This window comes from Paenimyroides aestuarii (genome assembly GCF_024628805.1).
In the GTDB taxonomy this organism is placed as follows: Bacteria; Bacteroidota; Bacteroidia; order Flavobacteriales; family Flavobacteriaceae; genus Flavobacterium; species Flavobacterium aestuarii_A.
In genome coordinates this window covers 320,112-342,452 of the sequence record NZ_CP102382.1, presented here as the reverse complement: position 1 = coordinate 342,452, position 22,341 = coordinate 320,112, and the positions used below count along the sequence as shown (strand labels likewise).

General features: G+C 35.6%; 20 protein-coding genes. 7 read left to right on the top strand and 13 right to left on the bottom strand.

Features of this window, described 5'->3' with window-relative positions; genetic code table 11:
• Positions 1–73: 73 nt before the first annotated feature.
• The 10 genes from NPX36_RS01575 to NPX36_RS01530 form a co-directional block, all read right to left on the bottom strand.
• Positions 74–391 carry a hypothetical protein gene (locus NPX36_RS01575; RefSeq protein ID WP_257499689.1) on the bottom strand — a complete coding sequence of 106 codons (318 nt, stop codon included), beginning with the start codon at positions 389–391 and terminating at the stop codon, positions 74–76.
• A 1-nt stretch (position 392) separates the two neighbouring features.
• Complete coding sequence (locus NPX36_RS01570; RefSeq protein ID WP_257499688.1) at positions 393–1,454, bottom strand: hypothetical protein; 1,062 nt, start codon at positions 1,452–1,454, stop codon at positions 393–395.
• 11 nt (positions 1,455–1,465) lie between these two features.
• Entirely contained in the window at positions 1,466–2,485 is a 1,020-nt protein-coding gene (locus tag NPX36_RS01565) for a hypothetical protein (protein WP_257499687.1), read from the bottom strand.
• 76 nt (positions 2,486–2,561) lie between these two features.
• A complete protein-coding gene (locus NPX36_RS01560) occupies positions 2,562–4,319 on the bottom strand; it encodes a hypothetical protein (RefSeq protein ID WP_257499686.1) in 1,758 nt (585 codons plus the stop codon).
• A gap of 21 nt (positions 4,320–4,340) precedes the next feature.
• Complete coding sequence (locus tag NPX36_RS01555; protein WP_257499685.1) at positions 4,341–5,306, bottom strand: hypothetical protein; 966 nt, start codon at positions 5,304–5,306, stop codon at positions 4,341–4,343.
• Between the two features lie 9 nt (positions 5,307–5,315).
• The gene (locus NPX36_RS01550; protein ID WP_257499684.1) at positions 5,316–6,218 is read right to left on the bottom strand and encodes a hypothetical protein; all 903 of its coding nucleotides are present in this window, start codon (positions 6,216–6,218) and stop codon (positions 5,316–5,318) included.
• Positions 6,215–7,150 carry a hypothetical protein gene (locus NPX36_RS01545; RefSeq protein ID WP_257499683.1) on the bottom strand — a complete coding sequence of 312 codons (936 nt, stop codon included), beginning with the start codon at positions 7,148–7,150 and terminating at the stop codon, positions 6,215–6,217. Before NPX36_RS01545 ends, NPX36_RS01550 begins: the two co-directional genes overlap by 4 nt.
• A gap of 12 nt (positions 7,151–7,162) precedes the next feature.
• Positions 7,163–8,908: a hypothetical protein gene (locus NPX36_RS01540; RefSeq protein WP_257499682.1), complete on the bottom strand. Its 1,746-nt coding sequence runs from the start codon at positions 8,906–8,908 to the stop codon at positions 7,163–7,165.
• Between the two features lie 4 nt (positions 8,909–8,912).
• A complete protein-coding gene (locus NPX36_RS01535; protein WP_257499681.1) occupies positions 8,913–9,545 on the bottom strand; it encodes a hypothetical protein in 633 nt (210 codons plus the stop codon).
• Positions 9,546–9,582: 37 nt separating this feature from the next.
• Complete coding sequence (locus NPX36_RS01530) at positions 9,583–10,551, bottom strand: hypothetical protein (protein WP_257499680.1); 969 nt, start codon at positions 10,549–10,551, stop codon at positions 9,583–9,585.
• A 409-nt stretch (positions 10,552–10,960) separates the two neighbouring features.
• Here NPX36_RS01530 and NPX36_RS01525 point away from each other — a divergent pair, with 409 nt between their 5' ends.
• Positions 10,961–11,257, top strand: a complete 297-nt coding sequence (locus NPX36_RS01525; RefSeq protein ID WP_257499679.1) for a hypothetical protein — start codon at positions 10,961–10,963, stop codon at positions 11,255–11,257.
• Between the two features lie 117 nt (positions 11,258–11,374).
• On the opposite strand, the gene NPX36_RS01520 is transcribed toward NPX36_RS01525, so the two are convergent.
• Positions 11,375–12,484 (bottom strand): inorganic phosphate transporter, encoded by a 1,110-nt coding sequence (locus NPX36_RS01520; RefSeq protein ID WP_257499678.1) that lies wholly within the window; start codon positions 12,482–12,484, stop codon positions 11,375–11,377.
• A gap of 13 nt (positions 12,485–12,497) precedes the next feature.
• Entirely contained in the window at positions 12,498–13,142 is a 645-nt protein-coding gene (locus tag NPX36_RS01515) for a DUF47 domain-containing protein (protein ID WP_257499677.1), read from the bottom strand.
• Positions 13,143–13,297: 155 nt separating this feature from the next.
• Here NPX36_RS01515 and NPX36_RS01510 point away from each other — a divergent pair, with 155 nt between their 5' ends.
• The 4 genes from NPX36_RS01510 (at position 13,298) to NPX36_RS01495 (ending at position 19,888) form a co-directional block, all read left to right on the top strand.
• Positions 13,298–14,941 carry an acyl-CoA carboxylase subunit beta gene (locus NPX36_RS01510; RefSeq protein ID WP_257499676.1) on the top strand — a complete coding sequence of 548 codons (1,644 nt, stop codon included), beginning with the start codon at positions 13,298–13,300 and terminating at the stop codon, positions 14,939–14,941.
• Positions 14,942–15,154: 213 nt separating this feature from the next.
• On the top strand, positions 15,155–15,706 hold the full coding sequence (locus NPX36_RS01505; protein WP_257499675.1) for an RNA polymerase sigma factor: 552 nt from the start codon (positions 15,155–15,157) through the stop codon (positions 15,704–15,706).
• The gene (locus NPX36_RS01500) at positions 15,690–18,371 is read left to right on the top strand and encodes a YfbK domain-containing protein (protein WP_257499674.1); all 2,682 of its coding nucleotides are present in this window, start codon (positions 15,690–15,692) and stop codon (positions 18,369–18,371) included. The genes NPX36_RS01505 and NPX36_RS01500 overlap by 17 nt, the downstream gene beginning before the upstream one ends.
• A gap of 122 nt (positions 18,372–18,493) precedes the next feature.
• The gene (locus tag NPX36_RS01495) at positions 18,494–19,888 is read left to right on the top strand and encodes a DHA2 family efflux MFS transporter permease subunit (RefSeq protein ID WP_257499673.1); all 1,395 of its coding nucleotides are present in this window, start codon (positions 18,494–18,496) and stop codon (positions 19,886–19,888) included.
• Between the two features lie 190 nt (positions 19,889–20,078).
• On the opposite strand, the gene NPX36_RS01490 is transcribed toward NPX36_RS01495, so the two are convergent.
• Complete coding sequence (locus tag NPX36_RS01490; protein ID WP_257499672.1) at positions 20,079–20,588, bottom strand: hypothetical protein; 510 nt, start codon at positions 20,586–20,588, stop codon at positions 20,079–20,081.
• Positions 20,589–20,678: 90 nt separating this feature from the next.
• On the opposite strand from NPX36_RS01490, the gene NPX36_RS01485 reads away from it, so the two are divergent.
• Both NPX36_RS01485 and NPX36_RS01480 read left to right on the top strand, forming a co-directional pair.
• On the top strand, positions 20,679–21,809 hold the full coding sequence (locus NPX36_RS01485) for a hypothetical protein (protein WP_257499671.1): 1,131 nt from the start codon (positions 20,679–20,681) through the stop codon (positions 21,807–21,809).
• 5 nt (positions 21,810–21,814) lie between these two features.
• Positions 21,815–22,267, top strand: a complete 453-nt coding sequence (locus NPX36_RS01480; protein WP_257499670.1) for a hypothetical protein — start codon at positions 21,815–21,817, stop codon at positions 22,265–22,267.
• Positions 22,268–22,341: the final 74 nt, after the last annotated feature.

The following is a 22,341-nucleotide window of genomic DNA, read 5'->3' as shown; positions in this document are numbered from 1 at the left end:
ATAGCTTAATTAAGAATTGAATTGTTCATCAAATTCGCTCATTCCATTATAAGCTGTTAAATTACTAAAAAAATCAAGCAGAACTTTCTTCGGATTTGAAAATTTTCAGGATGGATTGCAAATAAATCTGAAGCGATTGCAGTATTTCTGTTGAATTTGGCGAAATGGAAGCCGGGGTTTCTGAGTGGGTCAAAAGTTCGTCCAGTTCTTGCCAGCGTTGATCTACCGATTGGTTCAACGCTTGTTGAAGCGGGTTTGGTTTTTCTTCTGTAAATTTTTCCGAACGACTTTCCAGCGTAAGCGCATAATCGTTTAAAACCTTTTTCAATAAAGGAATGAGCAGCAATATCAACCCAATAATCACGATAAAAAACAAAGCCAATGCTACCATTTTATTGTCCTTTTTGCTTTTTTATTTTCCGCCATTTCACAAATCCCCAAATTAAAACTCCAACAAGCAATACTACGATAAGAACGGGTGCCACAATCATAAAGATTGTCAGCAAACCCGGCAAAGCTCCGCCAATGGTGCTTTTTACTTCGTATGGATTGCCTAATTCTGCTTCGGTGTAAGTAAGTTCATTGAACGAAATGCGGCTGAATTCATCAATAGTGTCGAATAGTTTATCTGACTGTGCGGTATGCTTCGCAAAGTCGAAATTTTCTATTTTTTCGTAATATGATGCCACGAGATTATCTGCAGGTGTGGGCGAAAAATGGCTTTTGGTTCCGGCAAATAGTTGGTATTTTTCATTGAATTTAAAGTTGAATCCACCCGACAAACCTTGTAAATTTTCGGGTGTTAATCCGTCTTTCAGTTGCACATAAAAATTTCCTTTTTCGATGGGTTGCTTCCAAACGCTGCCGCTTTCCAAAAGATAGATAAACGCATTTCGGTTTTCTAAATTGTAACCTTTGCGTACTTGGGCATCATTGGTGTTCACGATGAAATATACTTCTACTGTTTGTGTTTCGTTGGGTGCAAAAGCCATTTGCCAAACCATCCAATTGTCGCTGAACGGATTTACATTTCGGTCGTTGTGATTGAGTTCAGGATGATTTTCTTTGATTAAATCTAACCAACGTTCCTTGGCTTTGATTTTAAATTGACTTAAACTGTCGAGGGTAATTTGGTTCAGATCCGTTTCGCCACCCGAATAGATGCCGTTTACCGGATAACCCATTTTAAATTGCAGGTTTTCGTTGCTCGTATTTTTAAAAACATAGCTTCCTTTTACCACGGCAAAACCTTTGTAAAGCTGAATATAAATGCGTTCCTGCTGCATCTGCACTTTCTTGAAACTCAGGCTGTCCTCGGGATACAACATCGTAAAAACCGTTCCTCCGGCGTTCCAAATGCCCGGTTGCGCAGCATTGGCAAAGGTTTTCTGCACCGAAAAAATGCTGATAAAAAGGAGTAATAAGTTCAGGTATTTTTGTAAAATAATTTTCATATCAATGGGAATTAGGGAAGTTGGTATTTGTCTAACATTGCTTCAAAAATGTGTCGCTTTTTATGCTGAAAATCGGTATTTCCCGTGACGGTTCCGTCGGCATAAGTGATTTGAAAAAAGCCAATTCCTGCAATCTTTTTGGTCTTTACATCCACTTCTGCTTCGGCAATGATGTTTTTATGTTCATCGCGAAGAAATACCAACATTCGATAAGGTTTCAATTCTTCCGGATTTTTGGCATACGCCTGCAAAGTTTGTTCAGAATACCCTTGTAAATCAAAGGGCAAATTGTCTTTTGGCGCTTCGGCATCAAAACGCTGAATGCCTTTCAACAGTTTGCTTTGAGCGGTGCTGTCTTCGATGAGTTTAAATTTGATTTCCATTCTAATTTCATCCATTTCGTCTTTCAAATAAACCGTTGCGTAGAAATAACTTTGCGGTGCTACAAAAGACAGAATTTCACGGTTTTCGAGATAAAAATAGTTAGTGATAATATCGGTTTCGCCCAAAACTTTTTGGCGATGGATTTCTTTGTATAAATTTCCCTTCTGGCTGTAATGCCTTTCTGTGCTGGATTTTACGCCATCAATTTCGGCATTGATTAAATTTAATTGATTGTTTTGGTATTGAAAGTCGATATAACTTTTGGCACCATCTTTAAATCGGATTTTTTCTTTGGTTATGCGGTTTTCTTTGTCGTATTCGTAGGTATAAGTCCGGTTCAGGTACGGATTGCTGTGTTGCCAGATTTCCTGATGCAAACGACCTTTTTTGTAAACCGTTTTTGATTTCGCCCAGCTTTCGTCCAGAAAACTTTGGTTTTCGTAGCTTTCCAGATTTCCATCGGTATTGAAAACACGGATTAGTTGTTCGACCTTTTCTACGTTTTCGCCGTCAAAGCTGTAATAGATTTGTTCTACTTTTTTCACATGCTTTTTGTAGCCATAATCCCGGTAGCTGATTTCGGGCAGGGATTGGGCGGAAGCATTTGTCAAAAAGAAAAGTAAACAGACAAAAATTAGGTTTTTCATTTGTGAAAATTTAAAATTGAATAATTAAAGGGGAATCAAAGTTTTTTCCAGCCTAAAAATGCTAAAGAATTCTTTTTTAATTGGTTTTAGTACTGTACGAACCGCTGTATTTTTGAAGTCGTTCTTTCGATTTTTCCCGGATAAATTTTCTTTCATCCTCAGTAAGCATTGGAAGGATTTTCTTTACATCAATATTTCGTGGCAACTTCATCATTAATTCAAAAGAAGCATTTTTATCTTTAGCATAAATTTCCTTAAACATATTCACACAAATCTGAACAATAGCTTCGGGAGAATTGCCTTTTTGTTCCCAATTGCTTTGTCGGTTTTTCAAATAGTTTTTTAAATCATTGGGGTTCTTTCGGTATTCTTCCAAATATGATTTTGCTTCAGTGGACATATCGCTGTAAGAATTGACAGGAATACTATTTGACTCTGTCTTTTTTGTGTTGATGCTGTTGACATTGGTTGCAGCACTATTATTTTGTGTGTTAACAATATTTTGGTTGATCGTCATAAAATTAAAAGGAACATCAACAAACAATTTCACCTGATTGTTGTATGCGTTTCGGTTGGCTTCGTCAGTGCTTTGCGGATAAAGCATAATGAAATCTCCGCCTTTTGCCACCACCGCACTAATAATCATAATAGATAAACTTTTGTCCTCAATCACGTACCGAATTCCTACCGTAATTTTGTCTTTTCCACCTAACTTTTGTTCCCAAATTCCATCAATTTGATATGGAGAAGATTCGCCGCCTACAAATTTTAAATTTTCAGACTGAACGATTTTTAGATATTCATTAATTTTCTTCAATGCCGTTTCTTTGGTGTATTTGCCATTGTAAGTACGGGTTTCTATGGTTTGACCCGAAGGATTTGAAACCGCAGTTTTAGTGGTAGTTTGCTTGGGTGAGGTGTTGTCTTTTATCTCTAAATATTTGAAAAGTTCTAAAACAAAATTCTCTATTGCAACATTGTATAAATTTCTTAATTCTTCTTTTGGATGATTTTTTGAAATAGCCTGTGAACCAACCGTGAGATATTTGAGTTTTATTGTTAAACTTTTGTCACCGATTACATAATCCAAGCCTAAAACAATATTTCCTTGTGCCGACTTAACAGTCCAAGTTCCTGAAAGAAAATCGGGTTTTTCTTCAAGTTTTAAAAAAGAGGCTCCAGCTTTACTTTTGATGTCGATGTAACTTTTTATTTTTTGTAAAACGACTTCTTTACTGCTCAATCCATTGGTGGAATCATATCGTCCGTTATAATATCTGGTTTCGGTAGTTTGCTCTGAAGTGGTTGATTTAGTTTGAGTGGTGGTTTTGGGGGAAGAAGTTGTTTCTTTAGTAATATTTTTATCAATATTCATAAATGCTAAAACATCGTGAATATGTGTATCTTCTTCAAACTTATAAAGTTTAACAATTTGCTGATCAACAGATTTTGGACGTAACATTATAACATTAGTTTCATCTTTATAATAGGTGGACAACAATAAATAAATCTCTATTCTATCAGAATAAAAGGTGTATTGCACATTAGAAACTACATAACCACTTCCCAGCAAAGTATTTTTCCAGTTTGCCTTGATTGTATTGCCTTCCAACTTTCCATTGTATTGTAATTTATCATCTTTGTAAACCTTTAAAAATTCATAAAATTTCTTTAATGCGGTTTCCTGGGTATATTTTCCATCATAGTACCGAATCTCCTTAGTCTGACCAAAGGAGGAAATGCTCGTAAATAATATAAGGAAAAATGTGATTGCTAGTTTATAAACGTTTGCTTTGGCAAATCTAAATTTATAATAAGGTCTGGAGTATTTCATACTTTTAGGATTTGTGTAGTTTTATTTAATGTGCTTCACTTTCTGATCAAAAATCAAATCAAACTCTGTACTTCCGCTTTGGCTGCCATCGCTGTATTTAATTTCCTTGAAAACCATTCTTCGCTGAACACCAAATTCTTTGTCAATTTGTAATCTTTTTGTCCAGTCGCCGTTTTCATTCTTACTTTCAGCAGGAATGTCGAACAAAATCATTGCACTCGGATTTTCGCTTAAATCACCTATGGTTTGCTGAAATTTCTTGGCATCTTCCTGTTTCATTTTTCGCAGGTTCAAGGCATAATTTAACGGATCATTTTCTTTTATTTCTATTGTAAAATCAATGCGACGCTGCTTGTCATTGATCCAAATTTTATTTTTACCATCCTTTTGAAAAGAAGCCAACACATCATCGCCATCATACACAAAAATGGTTTCCGTCACCGTTCCTTTGGCGCTGGTTTCTTTTTCCGTAACGGTATTTTTTAGGTGGTCAAAGAAAGCTTCTTTTTTGCTTCCGTTTTGGTAGGTTCGTTGAATGGACCTTACCATTCCATTGGGTCCGTACTGATAAGTGTCTGTAAAATTAGTGTAAACGCCTGAAGCTGTAACTTTTTCTAAAACACCATTTGCACCGTAATGCAGTTTTTGCTTCGAATTAAAATTTGATGACGAAGCAACGGTATTGATGCTGTCCAAAACACCGTTTGTATAAACATAATTATGAGCGGTTTCGCTGGCATATTTACCATAAATCCGCATATATTTTTGAATGATAAATCCTTCCTTATTAAACGAAATTACTTCCGCCATCACCGGTTCATACCCCAAACTATCGCTTTTGTAATAAGCAATTTTGGCAAAATCGGGCTGCTTTTGAAAACCATACGATTGCCAATAGGTCTTGGGAGGTGAAAGGTGTTCGGCTTCCTGCGCTTTTAAGCCGAAACCAATCATTATTAAACATATAATAATAATAAATTTCATCATTTTAGATTTTTAGTTTCTGTATTCAATCGTTCTTCTGGTAATGGTGGAAAATTCCCATTTGCCATTTTTCATTTTGTAGTTTTTTCGTTCTATCCAGTTGCCTTTTGTATCAAAAGTATATTCAAAACGTTCTTTATCTTTACCGTCTTCCTGAATTTTTTCCAAATCTTTGTAGTCGAATTCATCTCCCGCTACATCCACTTTTCGGGTTTTATAATGATACTTGGTAAGGCTGCTAATTCCCAAGTTGGTCACTGTTTTTTCTAATTTATTTCTAGTTTGATCTAATTGCAAACGATCGGTTTGATCTAAAACACCATCCAGATATGTTTTTTTTATGCGAAGTGTAGTAGCATCGGCAGCCGATTGGTACCAAAATTCTGTTTTCTTAACTTCCGAATTTTCAGGTGTGAACACGGTTTCTTTGGTATAATCGTCATCATTCCCTTCGTATTTTACTTCAAAAACATCGGGTTGCGCAACATTTAATAAATAACGCGTTACTCTAATTTTTTCCACATCAAAAGAACCATAAGTATATTGCCATTCTTCAATAGTTTTCAGCGTGTTGGGATTGATGATTTTTACCGATTTTAATTTTTTGGAATACGCATCGATGTAATGAAATTGGATATCAAAATCAGCATAGCTGTTGTTGTAATTCACAAACTGATAATCGGTTAATTGATAAGTGCTGTTCCAACTTAAATAAGTTTCCAAAATGGGAAATTCTTCGTTTTTGTCAATAGCAATTTCCTTCGTAGTCAGACTTTTTACTTGTGAAAAATCAATCAAATCCACTCGGTTACGAAAATCCCATTCGGTTGGATAATAGGGAATGAAATCTTGGGCAGTTGCAAAGCCGGCAACCATACAAAGTAAAATTGCGCTAATATTTTTTATTATTTTCATCTTGATAATTTTAAATATTTTTGATAGGTTTCCTGAAAGAAAACTTTTAGCTGCCCATCGCTTGGCGCATTGTATATTTTATCAGGTGTTTCAATGGTTCTAATGGTAGCGATTAAATTATTTTGTTTATTGTTGGCAAGGCTGTATTCAATTTGAGCCACCCATATATCGCCATCGTACAAATAAGAATAATGTTTTTGTCTTGAGATTTTTTTACCAGAATTTTTCGCCTCGGTTATAAAATCCACCACTTGTTTCAAGTCGCCATTTGGGTTGTAGTAATACAATGTAAGCACCTTTACTTCCTCATCTTCTCCAGGCAAAACAAGGGTTTCGCTCTTCGTTAATTTTCCGTTGCTATCGTTCACGTAGGTGATATCAGACATCAATTTTTCGTCGTAATATTTTTTAAGGCGGCAACCTTCCTTTCCGTTATATTCTATTTGTTCGGTGCGTTTCCCGTGTACATTGTAAAACGATTTGCCTCGCAGTTCGCCCGCCTCGTTGTAGAACAAAATCGTTTTGTCTGTTCCTTCTGTAGGATAAGTTCTATAAAATGTGGTTTTGTAGCCCTGCTTTTCGGTACGGTAAGTATTGATTTTGTGTTCCGATCCTGCACTAGAACTTTGGAGGGTTTCTTTACTTTTCAGATTGTCGTTTTCGTATTGATAATTTACTGTTGTTTTTACCATTGAGGTACTGTCTTCATATTGTAAACTGACGATTTTATCATTTTTAAAAGTATAAACAGCATAACTTGGTCGTACAGAAAACTGTTGCTGCGGAATAGAAAAATCGGCATAACGAATAACTGCTTTCACCGTGTTTTTCGGTAAATCGAAATTCTCCGGTGTAATACTTTCCTGTGCTGTGGCTGTAAAACCGAAGACACAGAAAAGCACGAGCAAATTATATTTTAGTACAAGTTTCATTTTACAATCAAATTAATTTGTTTTACTTCTATAAGAGCCACTGTATTTTTGAAGCCGTTCTTTCGATTTTTTACGAACGAAATCTCTTTGTTCATCGGTTAGGTTGGGTAATAACTTTGTTAAAGCTACACGCTGTGGCAATTTCATTAGTAATTCAAAAGCGGCATCTGGGCTTTTTGTGTAAACCTCTTTAAATATCGCGGTGTAAGACTGAATGATTTGATCAGCAGCATAACCTTTTTGTTCCCAACTTTTCAGTTGATTCTCCAAGTAACTTTTCAAACCATTCAGGTTCATTCGGTAAGCTGCCATATAGGCTCCGGCTTCGGCTGATAAACCGCTGTAAGGATCAACGTTATTAACCGTTGAATTGGCAGATTTTGTGTTGTTTTGTACTGTAATATTGTTATTTACCGTAGAAGTTTTAGTTGTGGTGGAGGTATTATCGTTAATACCCAAATAACTGAAAAGACCATTTACAAACATCCCAACTTGGTTGTTGTATAATTTCCTTATTGTTTCATCGGAAGATTGTGGGTAAAGCATAATGGCTTTGCCATTCTTATTCAGTATAGCGCTAATTAGCTCAATAGTTAAATGATTATCTCCAATAATATACCTGATGTTTAAAGTGCCTTTATCTTGCTCAGAAATTTTTTGTGTCCATATTCCATCAATTTGGTAGGTTTTGGTTGCTCCGCCCACAAAACTGTAAGTGCCCAGCTTTTTGAGGTTGTCGATATATTTATTAATTGCAGTGAGCGCCGTTTGTTGCGTGTACTTTCCGTTGTACAATCTTGTCTCCGTAGTCTGACTAATTAATTCAGTCGTATTTATTGTAGAAGTAGTTTGAACAGTATTACTTTCCATTGGTTTCTTTGGCTTAGCCACACTCAGAATATTGTTGTAATATGTGATGTTTACCGGATAGAAATCTTGTTTTAACCGAATGACAAATTGACCTCTTAGATTATTATATTGATCGACCATTACGCTGACAATATTCGGATCAAATGCCTCCAAACCAGCTTCATCAAAAGAAAACTTCTTCGGGTTATTAGATATTTGTTCTCTTTTTTGTCGGACAAATGAAGAGGTAATCAGCGGAATACTTCCTTTGGTTGCCAGTTTTCCTTCTTTATAAATGTGCATCACAACATCCCAACCTCCTCGGTTATTTTTTGTATATGTAAACTTAAACTCTTCGGTTTCCATTACGCCTGTAGCAGCGTGAGGATCAGTAATTTTTTCGGAGATAACCTGACCGAGTGAATTGTAAACAAATTCCTGCTGGTAAATTACTTTACCGCTTTTATCTTTATTTATGACTGAAATCAGGCGGTCATTATTGTCATAACTGCAAATCATTGAACCTTTTTTGGTTACCAACCCTTTATCATTTACTGTTATTGATGTTGTGCTTTCGTAGGTTTTTGCCCCTTTACTGTCAAGGAATGCAGTGGTTTCACTTATCAGTTTTCCTTTGGCATCATATTGATAAGTGAATTGTATTTTGCTTGTTCCCGCAGCTTGCGAGGTAATTTTTTCCACCAATTTTCCTGATTCATTAAAATGCAAATAGAAAATCTCACCACCATTGCTTTTAGCACTAAACTCCTTAATCGGTCCGTTAACGTTGAAATGATTGGTAGTATAAAAAACAGCGGCAGGATTGAGCGGGGCATTTTTCCAGTCGATAGTCTGTGCTGAAAGATTTATATTAAAAAAAATCAGCAATAATAGGATCGTAGTTTTCATTGTCTTAGTTTTTTTGAAGTTGATTGTCTGATTTTGTTAAATACTGTATTATTATTTTCAGCAGCAGAAACGGAAGCACTATCAATGCAGAACCCCAGCGATTTTCGGGCGTGAATATTTCGGGATAATTTCTCACCACAAAAAACATCACCACACCGCCAACAATAATCGAAATGTGCAAAACAATAGCATTGGGACTGAATGCACTCAAATAAATTTTTACCGGTTGCTTTGTTTTATGAATGAGTATTCTTTCAATTAAAATAAAAATAAGATTGCCATTGAAAAACCAATTCTGAAAAAACAAAACCTCCATATTGGTAAAGATGATCTCGTGATTGTCTGATCCTGCGATAAATCCGAAAAAAACCACGATAAATACCCAGTAAATTCCCATCAAAAACAAACTGCTAAATTCAAATTTTTCTTTGTTTTCGCAAATTGCATATTCGTTTCGGTTTCTGAAATAAAAATCTACTGCCAACTGTACCAAAGCATTCCACCAAAAGAAATAAATCAGATAAAAAACCGTGGTTTGACCGTTAAGCACAGACAATAAAGTCAGGCTTAGAAAGATGATAAAATCCCACTTTCTATAGTTTTTTATCTGATCGTAAAAAGCAGTTGGCAATGACATTATAAATAGTTTTTAACCTAAATTTAAGAAAATAGGTTTATTTTTTATAATATTTATTATAAAATTCATCTAAATGATGTTTTAGGAACACATCAATCGCCATTTCAACTCCTTTTTCGTATTTTTTAGCATCTACAGGAACTATCGCAGCTTTGGCAGCCGCTTTGTTTTTTGCCGAATACAATGTTCCAAAAGCTGTTTTTGATCCCCAATTATCATAGTCAGAATCTACATAGTTGGAGATTTTTTCTTCCTTAATTACGCCGTCAATATCTAAATCTTTTTTCAGGACACCCTGATATTCTGCCAAAGGAGAACCACCGATTTTATTACGACCAACTATGAAATGGGCAATTGTATTATCTTCAGACAATACCAGATTGGTTTTGGCTACCACATTGGCTCCGATACCGCTTTTGCTTGAAGCTCTTGTGTTTACAAATTCTACGTATAAATCTACACGAACCACAGCTGCATCATTCAGCTCTTTAGAAAGTTTTGTGGTATTTTCAGTCGAGCCTTTTTCTTTGTAGAAGAAACCTACGTTTTGCGGATGGACAGTAATAGCACCATCCACTTTAGAAGGCGTCATATTTAAGTTGGTACTGTATTTATAGCCACTGTAAAATTCAGTGTTTTTTGCTTCCTCGGGCTTCATCACATTGAGACCCTTTGATTTTAAATCAGCAACAAACTGCGTATAAGCGTCATTGGTAATGTTCTGAAGTGTTTCTTCTGAAATATCCAAACCTACTGCAAGCGAAGCTTTTGCAGCACCCATCACGGCACCAAATATTCCTTGACCACCCTTTTTTGTTGCAGATTTCTCGCTATACACCTGATAATGCACCGCAAAATCAGCGATATACACATTTTTATTATCAAATTTTGGTTTTTCCAAACTTACAGGACCGGCTTTTCCCGGTTTAAAATCGCCTAAAGTTTGGGCATTAACGGTAGAAATTCCCATTAAAACTGCCATCGAAAGTAGTAATTTAGTTTTCATTGCTGTTTATTTTAAATTGTTACTATGCAATATTATTTAAAACAACAAGGCAATAAAATGGGGCAAATGCACCATTTTTTAAATAGCCATTCAAGGAATTTATGAAGGATGAGCAAGGTGTATGAAAGCCAATATATCAAAATTATTTCTTCCCCCTTTTCTGTGTAAAGATTCTATAAACTGCGTAAGAATTCATCATTGAATAGTGCATAATATATGCTTTAGTAACTTTTAATTGGAAGCATATGTAATATATCAGTTTAATGCTAAACCTGCTTACAGATTGTTTATTTTCGGTAACACCGTGCCGGTTTTTGATTATAAGAAGATATTCCTCACCAAATCGTAATGTACTTAGGCTTATTTATTGTATGTATTGAATAAGTAATTAATATAAAATTTAAAAGCTATGAAAAAAGATAAAACAAATATTCCTGGTAGTAATAACAATGAAAACACCAGCCCAACTGATATAAAGGGTAAAGATGTGCATGAAGCCAATCAAACTAATTCAGGTGCAGGTGGTTCACCTATAAAAGAGGGAAGTAATTTATTGCCTGAAGAAAAAAGAGAGAATCAGGAAGACAAACAGGATGGTAAAAAAGAAATCGATTCTATGGGAACCGAGGTAATGCAGGAAGAAGCGTATCACAAAAAGAAATATGGTGAACTTCCTGAGGATCAAGAGAAAGGTGAAAAGTCTTAATAAAATGTTGCAATTAAAAAGTAACGCTATTATCCCTATATCGTTGCCTTAGTAAATCAAAAAGCTCCCTTATACAAATAATAGGAGGGAGCTTTTTCTATTGAAATTGTATCGATTTTATATAAATAAACGAACCAAATGATAAATTCCCATCGCAACCAAAGCTGACACCGGAATTGTTAAAATCCAAGCCCAAAGCAATGAAATAGTAACACCCCAACGCACAGCTGATACCCTTTTTGTGATACCAACTCCAATAATGGAACCTGTAATGGTGTGGGTGGTAGAAACCGGAATACCTAAATGCTCCGTAATATATAAGGCAACAGCACCGGCAGTTTCAGCAGCAACTCCTTCTAATGGAGTAACTTTGGTGATTTTTGAGCCCATTGTTTTCACAATTTTCCAACCGCCACTCATGGTTCCTAAACCAATAAAAAAGAACGATGCTAAAGGTACCCAACCCCAATGTGAAACAAAATATTTAAAGCGTTCTGCATTTTCAATAGCTCCGTAAGGGTTTAATTCATCGGGCAGTCCCATGTGAAAACTTATAACAGCCGCACCAATAATACCCATTACTTTTTGGGCATCATTTCCACCGTGCCCCAAGCTGAATAATGCAGAAGACACTAGTTGCAAACGTTTGAACCATTTTTCGGCGCGGTGTGGTTGTGCTTTTCGACAAATCCACATAATGGCAACGGTTATAAAGTAAGCAAGTATCATTCCTAAAAACGGAGCTCCGAAAATGAATAAAAATATCGGAACTACTTTAGCATACACAATTACATCTTCACCATTTATATTGATTCCGCCTGCATGCGCAATGGCAGCACCCATAAAACCACCAATCAGTGTGTGTGAAGAAGAAGAGGGAATTCCCAACTTCCATGTAGCCAAATTCCAGAGAATAGCCGCTATTAGTCCCGCAAAAATCACTTCGAGGGTAATAAATTGTTCGTTGACCGATTTGGCAATAGTGTTACCAATCTTAAATTCGCCAATGATGTAAAGCGATATAAAATATGCCGCAAAATTAAACGCAGCAGCCCATAAAACCGCCTGAAACGGAGTTAATACACGTGTTGTTACAATGGTAGCAATAGAGTTTGCTGCATCGTGAAACCCATTAATATAATCGAAACCTAAAGCTAAAACAATAATTACTAGTAAAAGCCAGGCACCACTTACATTAAGGTTTGATAGTAAGTCAAATAGCTCCATAATGATTTAATAATTAGGAATACTTAACGGTAATCGTTTCTAAAACGTTGGCTACTCGGCGACAACTGTCTGTTGCAGTTTCCAAAGCATCCATCACCTCTTTATACTTAATTATATCAACCACGTTGGTTTCATTTTCAAAAATATCGGCAACAGCCTTGTCAAATACCTTATCTGCTTTACGTTCCAAGCGTAAAATTACTTTACAACCTTCGGTAATTGCTTTCAGGTTTTTCATGTCTTTAATATGGTAAATACACTTCGCAACTTCGTTACAAGCTTCTAAATTCGCTTCGGTAAGTTTACGCAACGGTTTAGTAACTCTATCAATTTGATACAAACGCATACGAGAAGCGGCATCGCTCAAATGATCGGCAATTTCGTCAACCGCAGTCATTAAGTTGTTAATATCTTCTCTATCAAAAGGGGTAATGAAGTTTCTTTCTAATTCAATACGGGTGGTTTGAACAATTTGTTCAATTTCAGATTTTAAAATCTCTACTTCTTTTAAAAGTTTTTCTCTGTCGTTAGCTGGTAAGTTTACCGCTTCGTGCAATGTTTCTGATAATAATTTAATTTTATTAGCAGCTTCTTCAAACAAAGGGTAAAACTTTTTATCCTTTGGAACTAAAAATTGGAAAATTGAATTTAAAGTCATTTGTGTGTTTATTAATTTTTTCGCACTGCGAAAGTAGTACTCTAATGTTAATTTAATATTAAGTTTTTCTTTTTATTTCATTTTTTTCCAAATTCGTTTTTTTATATATTGAGGGAATATTCGTATTTTAGCACAATTCATAAAACAAATAAAAAATGGATCTAAACTTCAATAAAAACGAAGATCACAATAAATTACTGTTATCAGAATTAAAACACAAATTAGCCAAAGTACACAAAGGCGGAGGTGAAAAAAGAATTGCTAAGTTGCATGAGCAAGGCAAAATGACAGCTCGCGAACGCATTGATTATTTATTTGATAAAGATGCGGCATCCATTGAAATTGGTGCTTTTGTGGGAGATGGCATGTATGAAGAGCACGGCGGTTGTCCTTCGGGTGGTGTCGTAGTGAAAATTGGCTACGTGAATGGCAAGCAAGTGATTGTGGTGGCAAATGATGCTACTGTGAAAGCGGGTGCTTGGTTTCCAATTACAGGTAAAAAGAATTTACGTGCGCAAGAAATTGCCATTGAAAACCGCTTGCCGATTATTTATTTAGTTGATTCAGCTGGCGTTTATCTGCCTATGCAAGATGAAATTTTTCCTGATAAAGAAAATTTCGGACGTATTTTTCGCAACAATGCCATTATGTCGTCTATGGGAATCACCCAAATCGCAGCCGTAATGGGCAGTTGTGTTGCTGGTGGTGCTTATTTGCCAATTATGAGCGATGAAGCTTTGATTGTGGATAAAACCGGATCGATCTTTTTAGCAGGATCTTATTTGGTAAAAGCAGCCATTGGTGAATCAATCGATAATGAAACCTTGGGCGGAGCCACCACACATACCGAAATTTCGGGTGTTACCGATTATAAAGCCAAAGACGATAAAGATTGTTTGGATACCATCCGAAACATTGTAGGCAAAATGGGCGATTACGATAAAGCAGGATTTAACAGAGTCGATTCAAAGAAACCAGCCTTAGATCCAAACGAAATTTATGGTATTTTACCTAAATCTCGAGGCGAACAATACGATACCATGGAAATCATTAAACGTTTGGTTGATGATTCTGAATTCGATGAATACAAAGCAGGTTACGGGCAAACAATCATTACGGGTTACGCACGCATCGATGGCTGGGCGGTTGGTATTGTTGCCAATCAGCGCAAGGTGGTAAAAACTACCGGAGCGAAAACCAAACCAAGCGAAATGCAGTTTGGAGGGGTGATTTATTCCGATTCTGCCGATAAAGCTACCCGTTTTATTGCAAATTGTAATCAAAAGAAAATTCCATTGGTGTTCTTGCAAGATGTTACTGGTTTTATGGTGGGATCTAAATCGGAGCATGGCGGCATCATTAAAGACGGAGCCAAAATGGTAAACGCAGTGAGCAATTCTGTAGTCCCAAAATTCACAGTGATTATGGGGAATTCGTACGGAGCAGGAAACTATGCCATGTGCGGTAAAGCCTATGATCCACGCTTTTTCTTGGCATGGCCAAGTGCCGAATTAGCGGTAATGGGCGGTGCACAAGCGGCAAAAGTTTTGTTGCAAATCGAAGCCTCATCATTAAAAGCAAAAGGCGAGGAACTTACTCCCGAAAAAGAAGCCGAATTGTTCGATAAAATCAAAGCAAAATACGACGCCCAAACATCACCCTATTACGCGGCTGCTCGTTTGTGGACCGATGCCATTATTGATCCGTTAGAAACCCGCCAATGGATTTCTATGGGTATTGAAGCCGCCAACCATGCACCCATTGAAAAACAATTCAATCTAGGTGTGATTCAAGTATAAATTAATATTCAATTCATAAAGGAAGTCTGCTGAAAAGCAGGCTTTTTTTATGAACTCATTTTACAACCTATCATGCATCATCTAAATAAATTTCAAAACCTTATTATTCAAAACATCCATTTCTAAAAAAAGAATAAAATTTTCAGAAAAAAACAATACCTTATCCCAACCTTTCAGGTGTTTGGGTACTCTTTATAAGAAAGATACATTTATATGGATGAACATTTAATAAACCAATGCAGAAAAATGGATCGCACATCGCAACGGAAGATGTACGAACTGTTGGCTCCCAGATTATATATCGTTTGCAAAAGGTATTTAAAGCAAGATATTGAAATAGAGGAAGCTTTGGCAGATGCCTTTTATACCATTTTTACAAAGATGGACCAACTAAAAGAAAATGCTGCTTTTGAGGCTTGGGCAAAAAAAATCGTGATTAATCAGTGTTTACTGACCATTCGCAGAAAAACCGATCGACCAATTTATGTGGATGATATGGCAGTACAGCCTTTCGCTCCCGAAGAAAACGACACCTTGCTGAACGAACAAGATGTATTGAAACTGCTCGATTATTTGCCACAAGGTGCAAAAAACATTTTTTGCTTGTTTGCTATTGAAGGCTACTCGCACAAAGAAATTGCCGAACAATTGAATGTTTCAGAAGGAACATCCAAATCGCAACTCAACGTGGCTCGTACCAAACTCAAAGAATTAATAGAATTGTATTTCAACCAAACACCTGAAAGCTATGGAAAATCAAGATAAAAATATAGAAAAGTACTTCCGCAAGCTGTCGGAAGAAAAAGCACCCCAAGCATTCCCGAATATGGATGAGGTTTGGGATAAAATCGAACAGAAATTAGATCAAAAAGAAACTAAAAAAGTAATTCCTTATTGGAAATATGCCGGAATTGCAGCGGCTTTGCTGGTTTTTGTTTCGGTAGGTATTCAATTTATTAAAAACAACCCTCAAAAAGAAGATTTGCCTGCCGTAAACGAGCAACGCATGGTGATTGATGAAGAAAAAGGCAAAGAAATTCTCGATGAAGAAAAAGTATCACAAAAAGACATTTACGCTTTTGAAGAGGTTGCTAATAAAGAAGAAACAAATTCCGAACAGAAGAAAAAGGAGTTTCTGCCTAAAAAAGAAGCTGTTTCAAATGCATCTAAATCGGTAGTAACCGATATTAAGTATAGAGAAGTTGAAGCTAAAAGTGATCATAAAGTTAAAGAGCAACAAGTAACTACTCAACAAGATTTTAATGATGCTAGCGTTGTAGGTCGAGATAATTCAAGAAATGAGGAAAGATCAAAATTAATTAAAGGAGTTGTTAAAACTCAAGACGGCGATCCTATTCCCGGAGCAACTGTTATGCTGGCAGGAACTAATTTAGGAACAAATACAGGAATAGAAGGAGAATATAGTTTTAACGCAAATAAGGGAGAAAAACTTCAAGTTCACTATGAGGGTTATAAACCGGTTACCTTGACAGTTTCAGATAGTAATGTACTTAATGTTACTATGGTTGAAGACGATTCTTTTGCTTTGGCTGAAGTTGTAGTTGACAGTTACCGTACAACATCTAAAAATACAGCAAACACAGCCGTTAGCACCGTAACATCAAAAACCATTGAGGGCCGCCCCAATGCATCTTTCATTCAAACATTACAAGGGCAGGTTCCAGGATTAAATATTGCTACAGGTTCGGGGCAGCCGGGAGCGACTTCAACTGTTGTCCTTCGTGGTATGGGATCAATAAATGGCAATACAGAGCCATTGTATGTCGTAGATGGAACACCAGTCAGTGCGAGAAAAGTTCGCAAGTTGAACCCGAATGATATAAAGAGTATTTCAGTTTTAAAAGATTCTTCAGCTACTGCTATTTACGGAAATCGTGGGGCAAATGGTGTTATTAAAATTGATACACAGCAAACCGATCAATCCAAAAAAAGAAAAAGCAGAAAACAACGTAAAAAAGAAGCGTTACAGATACAGGAAGCTTTAAAAACCATTCATCCCATCGAAGTTGATTCAGAATCCTATGAATCCTATCAAGAAAATCTGTTTGAAAGCAGCCACACAAATCCGGTATCCACTTTCTCTATTGATGTGGACAATGCAGCGTACACCAACATTCGCAGATTCATTAACAACGGACAAAAAGTGCCGAAAGACGCGGTGCGTGTGGAAGAAATGATCAACTTTTTTAAGTATGATTATCCAAAACCAACAGACAGTCATCCGTTTTCAATCAACACCGAATACAGCGATTCGCCTTGGAATCCGAATCATAAACTATTAAAAATTGGCTTACAAGGAAAAGAAATTCCATCAAATCAATTACTAAAATCTAATTTCGTATTCTTGGTAGATGTTTCTGGTTCGATGGATGATGTAAACAAACTACCGCTTTTAAAGGAATCAATGAAAGTTTTGTTGAACGAATTGCGCAGTGATGACCGGGTTTCAATTGTGTATTATGCAAGCGGAGTAGGGGTTTTGTTAGAACCAACAAAGGCTTCAGAAAAAAGCAAAATCATCAATGCAATTGATAACATGCGTGCCGGCGGAGGAACATCGGGTGCTGCAGGTTTAGATTTGGCTTACGAAATGGCTGCGAAACATTTTATAAAAGATGGAAACAACCGTATTATTCTAGCAACCGATGGCGATTTTAATATTGGCAAATCATCAGACAAGGAAATGCAGGAATTAATCGAAGAAAAACGGAAAAGTGGTGTGTTTTTAACGTGTCTTGGTTTTGGAATGGGCAATTATAAAGACAGCAAAATGATCACGCTTTCTAAAAAAGGCAACGGAAATTATGCATATATCGATAACATTCAAGAGGCCAACCGATTTTTAGGAAAAGAATTTAAAGGCAGCATGTATGCCATTGCAAAAGACGTGAAAATTCAAATAGAGTTTAATCCAGCACATGTTCAGGCATACCGACTAATTGGTTATGAAATGCGCAAATTGCGAAACGAAGATTTTACCAACGACGCCATTGATGCAGGCGAATTAGGCAGCGGGCATACCGTTACGGCTCTTTATGAAGTGATTCCAACCGGTGTAAAAAGCGAATTTTACCAACAACCAACCGAGTTGAAATATACCGAAAAAAAGGTTGCCGGAACCTATCAAAACGAATTGGCAACGGTGAAATTTCGGTACAAAAATCCCAAAGAAGATAAAAGTATCGAAACCATTCAGACCATCGAAAATAAATCAACCGATTTAAAAAATGCATCTTCCGATTTTAAATTTGCTTCCTCAGTAGCGTGGTTCGGATTGAAATTGCGCGATTCCAAACTGATAACCGATAAAGAAAGTAAACACATTATAGAACTTGCCAAACAAGGAATTCACAATGATAAACAAGGATACAAAGCCGAATTTATTCGCTTGGTAGAAAGTGTGAAATAGTTTGTAAAAAGTTATAATTATATAGTAACTTTGAGATGCTTTAAGATCAGAACGAAAACTTTTTCGTTCTGATTTATTTATATGTAAAAACCAAAAACTACCAAAAAACGAAGACTGTTAGCATGATCAAAGAAAACCCATCGCCTTTCGAAAAATATTTGCCCTTGGTTGCAGCCGTAGCCATGTTTATGCAGTCGTTAGACGGTACCATACTCAACACCTCTTTGCCAAGCATCGCTGCCGATATGAATTATTCGCCTTTAGAAATGCAATCGGTAATTGTGAGTTATACGCTCACGTTGGCTTTGTTTATACCGCTTTCGGGCTGGCTTTCGGATAAATTCGGAACTAAACGCATGTTTCTGTTTGCTGTGTTTTTGTTTACGTTAGGATCTTTCTTTTGCGCCATTTCGGTCGATTTACTTACGCTGAATCTTTCGCGTATTCTTCAAGCAATTGGCGGATCTATGATGGTACCCATTGCCCGTTTAGCGATTTTGTATCAATATCCCCGAAATCAATTGTTGAAAGTTATGAACTACATCACCATTCCCGGATTGTTGGGTTTGGTTGTAGGTCCGAGTTTAGGTGGCTTTTTATCGGATAACTTCTCATGGCATTGGATTTTTTTGGTGAATTTACCTGTGGGGGCTTTGGGTATGTTTTTAGCCTTTAAAATCATGCCGAATTTTAAAAACACAGTGGGCAAGTTTGATGTTTTAGGGTTGATTTATTTCAGCACCGCATTGGTATTGGTAACCTTTGCATTGGAAGTAAGCAGTGTGGGCATCAACCACTATTCATTGGTTTTAGGATTGGTCGCAGCTGCAGCTTTATTGTTTGTGCTTTATTACAAACATTTCAAAAAAACACCTAAACCCATTATCGATTTGAATCTTTTTAAAATTCGAACGTTGCGAATTGGCTTGTTGGGCAGTTTAATAACCCGTTTCGGAATCAGCGGATTACCTTTTTTGTTACCCTTAATGATGCAGGTTGGCTTTGGCTTTTCCGCCTCAAGAGCAGGAATGATGCTGTTGCCATCGGCATTAACAACTATTGCCGTAAAACCATGGATTGTGCGTTTGGTGAAACATTTTGGCTACCGAAACATTTTAATAAGCAACACATTGTTTTTGGCGGGAATTATCTTTGTTTTTAGTTTTATGCAAAAAGATACACCGCTACTATATTATATTTTACTGATGATTGCTTACGGAGCCTTTACATCGATACAAATGACCGCGATGAACACCATTTCGCTAGCCGATTTAAACGATGATCATGCGAGCGGAGGTAACAGTTTGCTGGCAATTATGCAGCAATTATCAATAAGTTTTGGAATATCTATTGCAGCATTGGTTTTAGCTTTCTATAAAGATAAAATGAATTTTTACCATGGCGATTTAGTCACTGCATTTCATTTAACCTTAATAACCCTAGCAGTTTTAACTGCATTGTCTAGCTTAACGTTTACCAAACTTAAAAAAGGCGACGGGCAGAAAATGTCGGGGTAGGAAAATTTTGAAATGTATATCTGAAACCCTTTAAATATAGTTTACCGTAATAGTTTTAAACAACTCTGCCAAAGTTTAAAACTTTGGCAGAGTTAATAGTAAATTAAACTAAAAGCCCAATATTACGTTGAGCTTTCATTAATAATTTTAGATAAAAAAAGGAAGTCTTTCATCTTCTATCAAAAGAATATTACTTCTTAAAAAATCCGCCTAAAATATCGCCAAGGTTGCCGTTTTTAACTGCACTAATAGCATCGTCGATTCCTAATTTACCGTCGCCGTTTTGATCTAGCATTGCTGTAGCGTTACCATTAGTCAACGAACCTAAAATATCGCTGATATTGAAATCACCGCTTTTGGCTTTACCCATAATCATGCTTAAAATTTGAGGTATAATGCTGCTTGCAAAACTACCCGATGTGCCTGCATCTAAACCAACGTTTGCACCTAATTTCGATGTTAACGAATCGATAATGCTTTTTACAATTGGGTTGCTTGTTAACGAATTTGTGTCGCTGTTGCCAAACATATTCATTAATTCGCCCATATTACCGCCCGAAACGGCATTTTGCAATCCTTCCATTAATGAACTGCCTGTTTCTTTTGCCACATCTCCTGCTAAATTGTCAGAAATGTTGTTGCTGCCCGATACTTCTTTCTGTGTAAGCTGATTTACAATCTGCTGAATTTGATCCATCATTTTTTAATTAAATTTTTTATAAAAATATAATTTTTTTTTATATTTGATATTAATTTTTATATTAAATTATCATGAAAACATTTTTTAGTATTGTATTGTATTGTATGTTCATTTTTTTTAACTGCATGTTCTAAAAATGATGAAATATTAGATTGTAATTGTGACCCCAAAAGTACAACAGAGAAATTAAAAATTGGTAATCAACAATTCAAAGCTTCTTTGTATGACTATGCTGAAAGTCCATATAAATTTTGGTCAATAAAAAATGAGCAGATAGATGATTTTTATTATTCATTAACAACTGATAAAACTAAAATTACAAGCATATTCATATTTAGTAATAATGTTAGTGAAAATATGCTTAAGATAGAAAATATAATTGGTTATGTAACTTTAGAGAAAAATACTGATAAAAATAATATATTAAAGTATAGTATAAATGTTTTTAAAAGAGAATCGGAACAAGGTTTTGTTAAAATTAATAAAGATGTTTTAGATACCTATTATTTGTCTTTTAATGATATAAGCAATGTTAATAATCTATATTTTGAAACTTCAAAAAATATAGTATATATTAAAAATCCTAAAAGGCAGTTTAAAGGTAAGTTGATTAAATCAAGTTTCCAAAATGAAATTAACAAGAGGTTAGAGCAAAAAGGACTTTTCGGAAAAAGTTCGACTGAAGTTTGCGCAAGCCCATGTCCATCTCATGAAGGATTCTGTTATGAAGGTATGGATCCACAGTATGAGTATTTAGCAGAGTGCTCTGATATGTGTTTAAAAGATAAAGTAGATGAAGAGCATGATGGTAAAGATTCTACACGTCCAGTTTCTTCCGTAGTTTTATCACCTGCTTCATATAGTTTTAGAGATGACTATCTTTATCAACACCCAGGAGGTGATTTATATGTTGGAATATATTATCAAATTTCAGAAGATTTTAATTATACTAATTTAGATTATACGTTTGCAGTTCGCACAGTTGATTTATTGTCATCAATTATGCCTAAAATTGTTGATTTAACACAAAATCCGTTTTCCTCAAATGTACTTTATACATCAACTGAGGCAGAAGAAGTTATAGAATATCTCTATGATATGAAATATTATGTTAATTCCAATGAAACTAAAGATAATTTAGATTTACTGATTGACAAAATCATTGAATTTGAGGGAGCTACTAATAATTATATAACAAATCATCTTGAAATAAACCCTTAGTATTGATGAGAATTATTTTAATATTTTTGATATTAACCTTTTTTTCTTGTAGTAGTATAGATCAAATGGGTAATATAGATCAAATGGTAAATTATCCGGTCGTTTATACACCTCCAAAAACTTTAAAAGAAAAAATATTTTACCAGAGAAGTTCTTTAATTCCAAGTGAAATTTTGACTTTGTATAAAGATAAAACATATTCATTTGAAACTTGTGCACAATTTAATAGAGGAACTTGGGAAAGACGCGAAGATAGTTTGTTTTTAAAATGTAAACAAAAAGGGTTTTATATAGACAGTTTAAACTATATCGAAAAATATAAATATTTAAATATTTGTTCTAGTACTCCAAGTGTTTGGATAATAAAAAGGAAAGGGATTCATAGAGAATTAACATATTTTAAAGAAAGCAAAAGCAAAAGTAAAAAACAAACAATTTTTTTAATCAAGAGAAATTAAAAAAGGATATTACAAAGAGGCTGTCCAAAAAGGCAGTCTTTTTTTATGCGGCTAATTTTTGATAGTGAAAATTG

Bases quoted from the DNA above. Each gene is read 5' to 3' on its own strand.
- NPX36_RS01575 (WP_257499689.1), bottom strand. From the start codon at position 391: ATGGTAGCATTGGCTTTGTTTTTTATCGTGATTATTGGGTTGATATTG.
- NPX36_RS01570 (WP_257499688.1), bottom strand. From the start codon at position 1,454: ATGAAAATTATTTTACAAAAATACCTGAACTTATTACTCCTTTTTATC.
- NPX36_RS01565 (WP_257499687.1), bottom strand. From the start codon at position 2,485: ATGAAAAACCTAATTTTTGTCTGTTTACTTTTCTTTTTGACAAATGCT.
- NPX36_RS01560 (WP_257499686.1), bottom strand. From the start codon at position 4,319: ATGAAATACTCCAGACCTTATTATAAATTTAGATTTGCCAAAGCAAAC.
- NPX36_RS01555 (WP_257499685.1), bottom strand. From the start codon at position 5,306: ATGATGAAATTTATTATTATTATATGTTTAATAATGATTGGTTTCGGC.
- NPX36_RS01550 (WP_257499684.1), bottom strand. From the start codon at position 6,218: ATGAAAATAATAAAAAATATTAGCGCAATTTTACTTTGTATGGTTGCC.
- NPX36_RS01545 (WP_257499683.1), bottom strand. From the start codon at position 7,150: ATGAAACTTGTACTAAAATATAATTTGCTCGTGCTTTTCTGTGTCTTC.
- NPX36_RS01540 (WP_257499682.1), bottom strand. From the start codon at position 8,908: ATGAAAACTACGATCCTATTATTGCTGATTTTTTTTAATATAAATCTT.
- NPX36_RS01535 (WP_257499681.1), bottom strand. From the start codon at position 9,545: ATGTCATTGCCAACTGCTTTTTACGATCAGATAAAAAACTATAGAAAG.
- NPX36_RS01530 (WP_257499680.1), bottom strand. From the start codon at position 10,551: ATGAAAACTAAATTACTACTTTCGATGGCAGTTTTAATGGGAATTTCT.
- NPX36_RS01525 (WP_257499679.1), top strand. From the start codon at position 10,961: ATGAAAAAAGATAAAACAAATATTCCTGGTAGTAATAACAATGAAAAC.
- NPX36_RS01520 (WP_257499678.1), bottom strand. From the start codon at position 12,484: ATGGAGCTATTTGACTTACTATCAAACCTTAATGTAAGTGGTGCCTGG.
- NPX36_RS01515 (WP_257499677.1), bottom strand. From the start codon at position 13,142: ATGACTTTAAATTCAATTTTCCAATTTTTAGTTCCAAAGGATAAAAAG.
- NPX36_RS01510 (WP_257499676.1), top strand. From the start codon at position 13,298: ATGGATCTAAACTTCAATAAAAACGAAGATCACAATAAATTACTGTTA.
- NPX36_RS01505 (WP_257499675.1), top strand. From the start codon at position 15,155: ATGGATGAACATTTAATAAACCAATGCAGAAAAATGGATCGCACATCG.
- NPX36_RS01500 (WP_257499674.1), top strand. From the start codon at position 15,690: ATGGAAAATCAAGATAAAAATATAGAAAAGTACTTCCGCAAGCTGTCG.
- NPX36_RS01495 (WP_257499673.1), top strand. From the start codon at position 18,494: ATGATCAAAGAAAACCCATCGCCTTTCGAAAAATATTTGCCCTTGGTT.
- NPX36_RS01490 (WP_257499672.1), bottom strand. From the start codon at position 20,588: ATGATGGATCAAATTCAGCAGATTGTAAATCAGCTTACACAGAAAGAA.
- NPX36_RS01480 (WP_257499670.1), top strand. From the start codon at position 21,815: ATGAGAATTATTTTAATATTTTTGATATTAACCTTTTTTTCTTGTAGT.